Source organism: Streptomyces sparsus (genome assembly GCF_054776295.1).
Genome location: NZ_BAAHCA010000846.1, coordinates 1 through 2,156 on the forward strand (window position 1 = coordinate 1; position 2,156 = coordinate 2,156).

The window sequence follows — 2,156 nt, forward strand, 5'->3', positions numbered from 1 at the left end:
GGGCGCAGCCAGACGGTGGCCAGCGGCGGCAGGGTGAGGCTGACGCTGGCCGGGCGCCCGTGCGAGCCCTGCGGGTCCGCCTTGACCGGCTGCGGGTTGCCGACGTCACCGCCGCCGTAGCGCAGCGCGTCGGTGTTGAGCACCTCCTGCCACGCGGCGGCCTCGGCCGGAACGCCCAGCCGGTAGTCGGTACGGACGACGGGGGAGAAGTTGCTGACCGCGAGCAGCGGCGAGCCGTCGGCGCCGTACCGCAGGAAGGCGAAGACGTTGTCCTCGGCGGCGTCGCCCTCCACCCAGGCGAAGCCGCCCGGGTCGGTGTCCCGCTCCCACAGGGCCGGCGTGCCGGTGTAGACCCGGTTGAGGTCCTTCACCAGGTCCCGCACCCCGCGGTGGTCGGCCGCCGCCGCGTACGTCGGGTCGAGCAGCCACCAGTCCGGGCCGTGCGGCTCCGACCACTCCGCGCCCTGCGCGAACTCCTGCCCCATGAAAAGCAGTTGCTTGCCGGGGTGCGCCCACATGTACCCGAGGTAGGCGCGGTGGTTGGCGCGCTGCTGCCACCAGTCGCCCGGCATCTTCGACACCAGCGACTGCTTGCCGTGCACGACCTCGTCGTGGCTGATCGGCAGCACGTAGTTCTCCGAGTAGGCGTACACCATGGAGAACGTCATCTCGCCGTGGTGGTACTTGCGGTGCACCGGCTCCTTCTGCACGTACTCCAGCGAGTCGTGCATCCAGCCCATGTTCCACTTCAGGCCGAAGCCCAGACCGCCGAACCCGCCGGGCCCGACGTGGTGCGTCGCCCGGGTGACCCCGTCCCACGCGGTGGACTCCTCGGCGATGGTGACGGCCCCCGGGCAGCGCCGGTAGACGGTGGCGTTCATCTCCTGGAGGAACGACACGGCGTCCGCGTTCTCCCGGCCGCCGTGCTCGTTGGGGCTCCACTGCCCCTCCTCGCGGGAGTAGTCGAGGTAGAGCATCGAGGCGACCGCGTCCACCCGCAGGCCGTCGATGTGGAACTCCTCGCACCAGTACACCGCGTTGGCGACGAGGAAGTTGCGGACCTCCCGGCGGCCGTAGTCGAACTCCAGCGTGCCCCAGTCGGGGTGCTCGGCCCGCTGCGGATCGGGGTGCTCGTACAGGGCGGTGCCGTCGAACCTGGCCAGGGCCCACTCGTCCTTCGGGAAGTGCGCCGGCACCCAGTCGACGATCACTCCGATGCCGGCCCGGTGCAGCGCGTCCACCAGGTACTTGAAGTCGTCGGGTGTGCCCATCCGTGCCGTCGGCGCGTAGAAGCCGGTCACCTGGTAGCCCCAGGAACCGCCGAACGGGTGCTCGGCGACCGGCAGCAGCTCCACGTGGGTGAAGCCGAGGTCGCGCACGTAGGTGGGCAGCTGGTCGGCGAGCTCCCGGTAGCCCAGCCCCGGCCGCCAGGAGGCCAGGTGCACCTCGTAGACGGAGAACGGGGCCGCGTGCACCGGGCGGTCGCCGCGGTGGCCCATCCACTCCTCGTCCCGCCACTCGTACCGGGAGGTGTGCACCACGGACGCGGTGGCCGGCGGGCACTCGGTGCGCCGGGCCATCGGGTCGGCCCGCAGCGTGTGGCTCCCGTCGGCGCGGCAGATGTCGAACTTGTAGAGCGCGCCGTCGCCCACGCCGGGCAGGAACAGCTCCCACACCCCGCTGGCGCCCAGCGAGCGCATCGGGCAGGAGGTGCCGTCCCAGTAGTTGAAGTCGCCGGCGACCCGCACCCCGAGCGCGTTGGGCGCCCACACGGTGAACCGGGTGCCGCGCACGCCCTGGTGGGTCATGGTCCGGGCGCCCAGAGCGTGCCAGAGCTGCTCGTGCCGACCCTCGGCCAGCAGGTGCAGGTCGAGGTCGCCGAGCGCGGGCAGCAGTCGGTAGGGGTCCGCGGTCTCCAGCGTGTCGTGGTCCCCGTAGCGGACCAGCAGCCGGTGTGCGGACACGCTCTCCACCGGCAGCAGGCCGCTGAACAGGCCGTCGCCGTCGTCGTGCAGTTCGGCGCGGAGCCCGTCGGCGACCACGGCCACGGACGTGGCGAAGGGCCGCAGCGCGCGCACCACCACGCCGCCGGTGACGGGGTGCGCGCCGAGCAGCGCGTGCGGGGCGTGGTGCTCGCCGTGCAGCAGCCGGCGCCG

General features: G+C 72.6%; 1 protein-coding gene. It reads right to left on the reverse strand.

The window, feature by feature from the left end:
- Window positions 1-2,156 (reverse strand): 1,4-alpha-glucan branching enzyme (gene glgB, locus ACYVE9_RS24090; protein WP_461029998.1); only part of this gene is annotated, 2,156 nt, incomplete at both ends.